Origin of the sequence: Roseofilum sp. SBFL (assembly GCF_017746885.1) — a bacterium.
In the GTDB taxonomy this organism is placed as follows: domain Bacteria; phylum Cyanobacteriota; class Cyanobacteriia; order Cyanobacteriales; family Desertifilaceae; genus Roseofilum.
Genome location: NZ_JAGHZH010000042.1, coordinates 22,622 through 28,978 on the forward strand (window position 1 = coordinate 22,622; position 6,357 = coordinate 28,978).

Sequence of the window (6,357 nt, forward strand, 5' to 3'; positions counted from 1 at the left end):
GACACAAATGGTATAGCCTATTTCCCATTCCCTATTCCCTATTCCCCATTCCTTTTTGCCCATGCTTCAGACCAACATTACCCCCTTTGAGCGTAAACTTCAGGCTCCCCTCACCAAAGAGAAAATTACGGTATTACAAATTAATTTAGGTAAACGCTGCAACCTTGCCTGTACCCATTGCCACGTCGAAGCAGGGCCTAAACGCACAGAAGAACTCACTCCAGAAATCTGCAATCAACTGATTGAACTGATTGAAAGATTTCCCCAGATCAAAACGGTCGATCTGACGGGAGGAGCGCCAGAACTGAATTATGGCTTTCGCTCCCTTGTCGAATCAGCGAGAAAAGCGGGTAAAGAAGTAATTGTGCGCTCGAATTTAACCATCTTTTTTGTCGAGGGTTACCAAGATTTACCCCAATACTTTGCAGATCGTCAGGTGCGCGTAGTTGCCTCTTTACCCTGTTATCTGGAAGATAATGTGGATAAAATGCGTGGAAATGGAGTTTATCACGATTCAATTCGCGCTCTGCAAAAATTAAATCAACTCGGTTATGGTCGAGATCCGCATCTCGTTCTAGATTTGGTTTATAATCCGGCAATTCCGAATTCAGAGAAGTTTTCCTTAACGCCAGATCAACAGAACTTAGAGAGTGCCTATAAACAGTATTTGCAGGATCATTTTCAGATCGAATTTAATTCCTTGCTGACGATTACGAACTTACCCATTGGGCGCACAAAATTCCATCTTCAAAGGAGAAGTATCTATGAACCGTATCTGAATTTCTTGGAAGATAATTTTAATCCTCAGACTATCTCTAGTCTGATGTGCAAACAAGAATTATCGGTGGATTATTTAGGGCAAGTTTACGATTGTGATTTTAATCAAATGGAAGGCATTCCTGCACGGACTGCCACTGGAGAAACCTTAACCGTAGCCCAACTGTTAGACTGGGGAACTTTAGATGTAATTCAACAGGTGAGAACCGCTTCCTATTGTTACGGTTGTACAGCAGGAGCGGGTTCAAGTTGTGGGGGTTCTTTGGTTTAACGAGGTGCTATGGCGCTTCGCGCTAGGGAATAGGGAATAGGAAAAACCAGATTTTGCTCTTTACGGGTAGTTTAAATATCTGCGATCTCTGTTTCTAAGAGAGCATTTAACAGAACCTCTCAATCCCTCCATGTCCCCATCCCCTAGCGCAAGGGTCTCCGTAGCGGTATGGTAATAAGAAGTTGTCCTCTTGCGATCGCGTGTTGCCCTCATGACTTCGACTGCTCCCAAGCACCATAAAGCTAAAGCCCTCAAACCCGGTAGCGTGCCTCCGGCGAAAGAACTCTGTAGTCAATGTGGGCTGTGCGATACTTACTATATTCACTACGTTAAGGAAGCCTGCGCTTTTATTCATCAGCAGATTCCAGGACTGGAAACGGAAAGTCATGGTAGAGCGCGTGATTTGGAGAATGAAGATGAACTCTATTTTGGCGTTCACCAGCAGATGATGGCGGCGCGGAAAGTAGAACCCATTGAGGGAGCGCAATGGACAGGAATTGTGAGTACGATCGCCATTGAAATGTTGACTCAGGGCAAGGTAGAAGGGGTTGTATGCGTTCAAAACACCCCGGAGGATCGATTTCAACCAATGCCGGTGATTGCCCGCACTCCAGAGGAAATTCTCGCGGCACGGGTGAATAAGCCGACGCTTTCCCCGAATTTGTCGATTTTGGAGCAGGTGGAACAGTCGGGCATGAAGCGTTTGCTGGCGATCGGCGTGGGCTGTCAAATTCAAGCCCTGCGAGCGGTTGAGAAGGAATTGGGGTTAGAGAAACTCTATGTGTTGGGAACCCCTTGTGTGGATAATGTAACTCGCGCTGGGTTGCAAAAGTTTTTGGAAACCACCAGCCGATCGCCGGAAACCGTCGTTCACTACGAGTTTATGCAGGATTTTCGGGTGCATTTCAAACATGAAGATGGCTCTACGGAAACCGTGCCCTTTTTCGGACTGAAGACCAATCAACTTAAGGATGTGTTCGCACCCTCCTGTATGACCTGCTTTGACTATGTGAACTCCCTGGCAGATTTGGTCGTGGGCTATATGGGCGCGCCCTTCGGTTGGCAATGGATTGTTGTTCGTAATGATACAGGTCAAGAAATGCTGGATCTGGCCATGGAGCAACTGGAAACTCAGCCCGTGATGTCAAAAGGCGATCGCCATCAAGCCGTGCAACAAAGCATTCCCGCCTATGATCGAGGCGTTACCCTGCCCATGTGGGCCGCCAAATTAATGGGCGTAGTCATCGAAAAAATCGGCCCCAAAGGGTTAGAATACGCCCGCTTTTCCATCGATTCCCACTTTACCCGCAACTACCTATATACGAAACGCAACTATCCGGAAAAATTAGAGCAGCATGTGCCAGAGTTTGCCAAGAAAATTGTCGGTCAGTATCAGTTGCCGGAAGATTAGTTCTTTCTGTGAGAGTGGGGGGTATTGGGCAGGTGGCTCATGATTGGTTTATCAATCATAATTACAGCGCTTTGCGCTGTAACGGAGTACAGTATCATTGAGATAAGTCATTGCGAAGGTCACGCAAGTGGAATAAAGCAATCGCAAAATCCCCCAATCTTGGCGATTGCGTCCCTGCGGTCGCAATGACAACTCGAATCTATGATCAACAATGTACCTCATAGCAGCGCTTCGCGCTGTAACGATCAAAAGGGCAATCCTGGGACACTCGGAACAGAAACTGGAGGTGCAGGAACTGGAATACCTTGAGCCGTACAGGTAAAACCTAAATCTCCAAATAATTGTAGGCAAACCGATCGCAGTGCCCCTTCTACCGTCACCGGCACAGTAAAGCCCTGAAACAGTTCCCCCGCAACAATCTGGGCGAATTCTTCTGGGGTAATATCTTGGATCTGGCCTAAAACATTGCCCACGACGGGTAACTTTTGACCAGCGCTTAAAATTATCGGTTCAGCAGCTTCTAAAGCACCTTGGGGAGTTACCAATACCGTACCTTCTAAAACCTTGATATTGCCATTATTTTCAGCATCGACTTCTAGGAGGTAGAGCGTTCCTTGGACGTTGACTAAAAAACCGGCAATACAGCCATCAACAGGACCGCTGACTAGAAGTTGACCGTTTTTGACTTCCACACATTGACCGACGGTAACGGAAGAATTGCTGCCCAAACGACCAACGGCTCCATTATTGAATTCTAAACCAGCTCTAGCTTCTTGGGTGAGCACCGCTTGACCAAAATCCGCTTGATCTTCGACTTGAGCGGGGTTTTCTTCGATGAATACTTCTTCGCTGTCTAAAATTTCGTTCACTTCGGCTTGGTTAATTTGGGCTAAAGTCGAGAGGGGAGAATAGAGCATTGCCCCACTCGCGAGTAGACTGCTGAGAAAAATACGGGAAATTCTGGAGATAGAGTTCATAGTAAAATTATGAGTTTTTTTCATTTAACCCCAACCCATTTTAGGCTGAGGATCGTTAGTGCCATCGTCGGGATAGTTTGGGGGGTTGGGGGCGAAATGGTTTTCGTCCCTACTCCGTTCGCTCTTCACGTGCCTCATGCAGAACCCCTAGCCTGGGGAGTGGAAAGTTCCCCAGAGGCGATGGAGATATTCCGAAAGGGAATGAAACACTATAGCCAAGGAACAGCCAGAGGACTGCGGGAGGCGCTAAAGTCTTGGGAAGTGGCGCTAAAGCTTTCGCAAGAGACTGAAAATACTGACCAGGAAATCATCATCCTCAATTGGATGGGGTTAGCCTATCGCGAGTTGGGGGAATTTGACCAAGCATTTTCCCTTTATAACCAGCTTTTACCGAGAACGGCTAGTCGTCCTCAAACGGAAGCCAGCGTCCTGTTGTCCTTGGCGCAGGTGCATACGAAGCTATCTAACTACCAAGAGGCGTTGGATCTTTATAATCAGGCGTTGGGGGTATGGCGTAGTGTCAATTTTCAAACGGGAGAAGCGGCGACTTTAAATAATTTGGCTGTAGTCTATACGGAGTTGGGGGACTATAACCAGGCGCTTGCCACCTACAACCGCGCTTTGGAGTTAGTTCAGGATCTGGGTAACCCAAAATCGATCGCCGCTACGTTAAATAATATAGGCGGCAGCTATAGTGACTTGGAGCGGTATTCCCAAGCCTTGGTTCATTATCAAGATGCCCTAAAACTGTGGCAAGATGAGGAGGATCGTCGGGGACAGGCGAGTACGTTGAATAATATTGGCTTTGTGTATGCGAAGCTGGATAAACCCGATAATGCTTTAGCGACTTATGTGAATGCTTTGCCGTTATGGGAAAAATTAGGCGATCGCGCCGGAAAAGCGAGTACCCTGAATAATCTGGGCTATGTTTATGCCCAACAGGGAAATTTAGAGTTAGCCCTAACCTACTATAATCAGGCTCTAGACTTACGGCGACAGGTGGGCGATCGCCCCAAAGAAGCTCTTACCCTCTATTCCATCGCCCAAGCGCAGCGCCAACAAGGGAAGCTTGAACTCGCCCAAGCCACCATAGAAAACGCTCTTACCCTGATTGAGGATCTCAGAACCCGGGTCAGTGTGCAAGACCTGAGAAGTACGTTTTTCGCCAGTAAGCAGGATTATTATGAGTTTTATATCGATCTGCTCATGGAGCGTCACCGCAATACCCCCGATCGCGGTTATGATACTCGGGCGCTAGAAGCCAGAGAACGAGCCAGTGGGCGATCGCTCCTAGACCTCCTCACAGAAGCTAAAGTTGACATTCGCACGGGTGTAAATCCGGAGCTAGTCCAAAAAGAACAAACCCTCCGTCAGCAACTAGCCGCCCTAGAAGAGCGAAAAATTGGGCTTTTGCGAGATAATTATCAAGCCGATCGAGCGGCCGAACTCGATCGAGAAATTGAAGATTTGCTACTGGCTTACCGAGATATTCAGGCTCGTATCCGCGCCACCAGTCCGAACTATGCTAACCTCACCCAACCCCAACCCCTGAGTGTGGCTCAGATCCAACAGCAAGTTGTGGATCGGGACACCACTCTAGTAACCTATTCCTTGGGAAAAGAGCGCAGTTATGTGTGGGTAGTGACTTCTGATGGGTTGCATAGCGCCGAACTGCCCAGTAGAGACGCGATCGAAAAAGCCGCCCAAGCGTTCCGAGAAGCCGTGATTTCCCCCAGGCTGAGAATTCGCCGAAGACGGGCAGAAGGGGCAGCCCATATCTTGAGTACGATGATTGTAGACCCCATTGCTGACCATCTGGAAGGGGAACGGTTAGCGATCGTGAGTGATGGGGGCTTACAATACATTCCCTGGGCAGCGATCGCCGCTCCTGCTTCCGTGAATACCTATACCCCCCTGATCGTTGATTATGAACTGATTGCCCTCCCCAGTGCTTCTAGTCTCAGTCAACTAAGGCAGGACATTGCCCAACGCCAAGCCGCTCCCAAAACCCTGGCGATCCTCGCCGATCCGGTGTTTAGTCCCCAAGACAACCGTCTTAATCCTGATATTCAACCGCCAGAAAATTTTTTACCGCCGGAATTAGAGCGATCGGCTAGAGAAGCGGGACTGATCTTCGATCGCCTCCCTTTTACCCAACAAGAAGCCGAAGAAATTCTCGCCCTATTGCCCAAAGGACAAACCACCCAAGGTTTTGGCTTCCAAGCCTCCAAGGCGATCGCAACAAGTCCCGACATCAGCCAATATCGTATCCTCCACTTTGCTACCCACGGACTACTCAACAGCATTACGCCCGAACTCTCTGGCTTAGTTCTCTCCTTACTCAACCCCCAAGGAGAAGCCATAAACGGCTTTCTCCGTCTCCACGATATCTATAACCTCAATCTTCGTGCTGAACTCGTGGTTCTCAGTGCCTGCGAAACTGGACTCGGAAAAGCCATTCGCGGTGAAGGATTAATTGGACTCACCAGAGGCTTTCTCTATGCTGGTGCAGCCCGGACAATCGTCAGTCTGTGGCAAGTTGATGACCGTGCTACCGCCCAATTAATGATTAATTTGTATCAAAATATGCTGCAAAAAGACCTTTCGCCAGCGGCTGCCCTCCGAGCTGCCCAACTCGAACTTTGGAATAGCGAACAATACAAACTTCCCTATTTCTGGGCAGCATTTACGCTTCAGGGAGAATGGCAACTTTCAGAATTACTTCCCAATTGATCTATATAGTCATTCCAATTAAGTTCCGTACAGTTTGACCAACTCATCCAGAGTTGTACCGGATGGAGCATACCCCTCTTTTGTCACTCTGCCGAATCAAGTGAGAATTAAGTGAAGGGATTTATGCTGACGAAAAAAAGTATTGAAATTGATTGACACGGTGCAGCAATGGGTGAAGTGATGAGAGT

General features: G+C 48.1%; 4 protein-coding genes. 3 read left to right on the forward strand and 1 reads right to left on the reverse strand.

Annotation, left to right across the window (positions count from 1 at the left end):
- Positions 1-61: 61 nt before the first annotated feature.
- Entirely contained in the window at positions 62-1,048 is a 987-nt protein-coding gene (arsS, locus tag J7545_RS04665; protein WP_318698546.1) for an arsenosugar biosynthesis radical SAM (seleno)protein ArsS, read from the forward strand.
- 211 nt (positions 1,049-1,259) lie between these two features.
- On the forward strand, positions 1,260-2,459 hold the full coding sequence (locus tag J7545_RS04670; RefSeq protein ID WP_318719207.1) for a Coenzyme F420 hydrogenase/dehydrogenase, beta subunit C-terminal domain: 1,200 nt from the start codon (positions 1,260-1,262) through the stop codon (positions 2,457-2,459).
- A gap of 245 nt (positions 2,460-2,704) precedes the next feature.
- Here the strand turns inward: J7545_RS04670 and J7545_RS04675 are convergent, their stop codons facing one another.
- A complete protein-coding gene (locus tag J7545_RS04675; protein ID WP_318698548.1) occupies positions 2,705-3,436 on the reverse strand; it encodes a hypothetical protein in 732 nt (243 codons plus the stop codon).
- Between the two features lie 96 nt (positions 3,437-3,532).
- Between J7545_RS04675 and J7545_RS04680 the strand changes: the two genes are divergently transcribed.
- Positions 3,533-6,169, forward strand: a complete 2,637-nt coding sequence (locus J7545_RS04680) for a CHAT domain-containing tetratricopeptide repeat protein (RefSeq protein ID WP_318698549.1) — start codon at positions 3,533-3,535, stop codon at positions 6,167-6,169.
- Positions 6,170-6,357: the final 188 nt, after the last annotated feature.

Bases quoted from the DNA above. Each gene is read 5' to 3' on its own strand.
- J7545_RS04675 (WP_318698548.1), bottom strand. From the start codon at position 3,436: ATGAACTCTATCTCCAGAATTTCCCGTATTTTTCTCAGCAGTCTACTC.
- J7545_RS04680 (WP_318698549.1), top strand. From the start codon at position 3,533: ATGGTTTTCGTCCCTACTCCGTTCGCTCTTCACGTGCCTCATGCAGAA.
- arsS (WP_318698546.1), top strand. From the start codon at position 62: ATGCTTCAGACCAACATTACCCCCTTTGAGCGTAAACTTCAGGCTCCC.
- J7545_RS04670 (WP_318719207.1), top strand. From the start codon at position 1,260: ATGACTTCGACTGCTCCCAAGCACCATAAAGCTAAAGCCCTCAAACCC.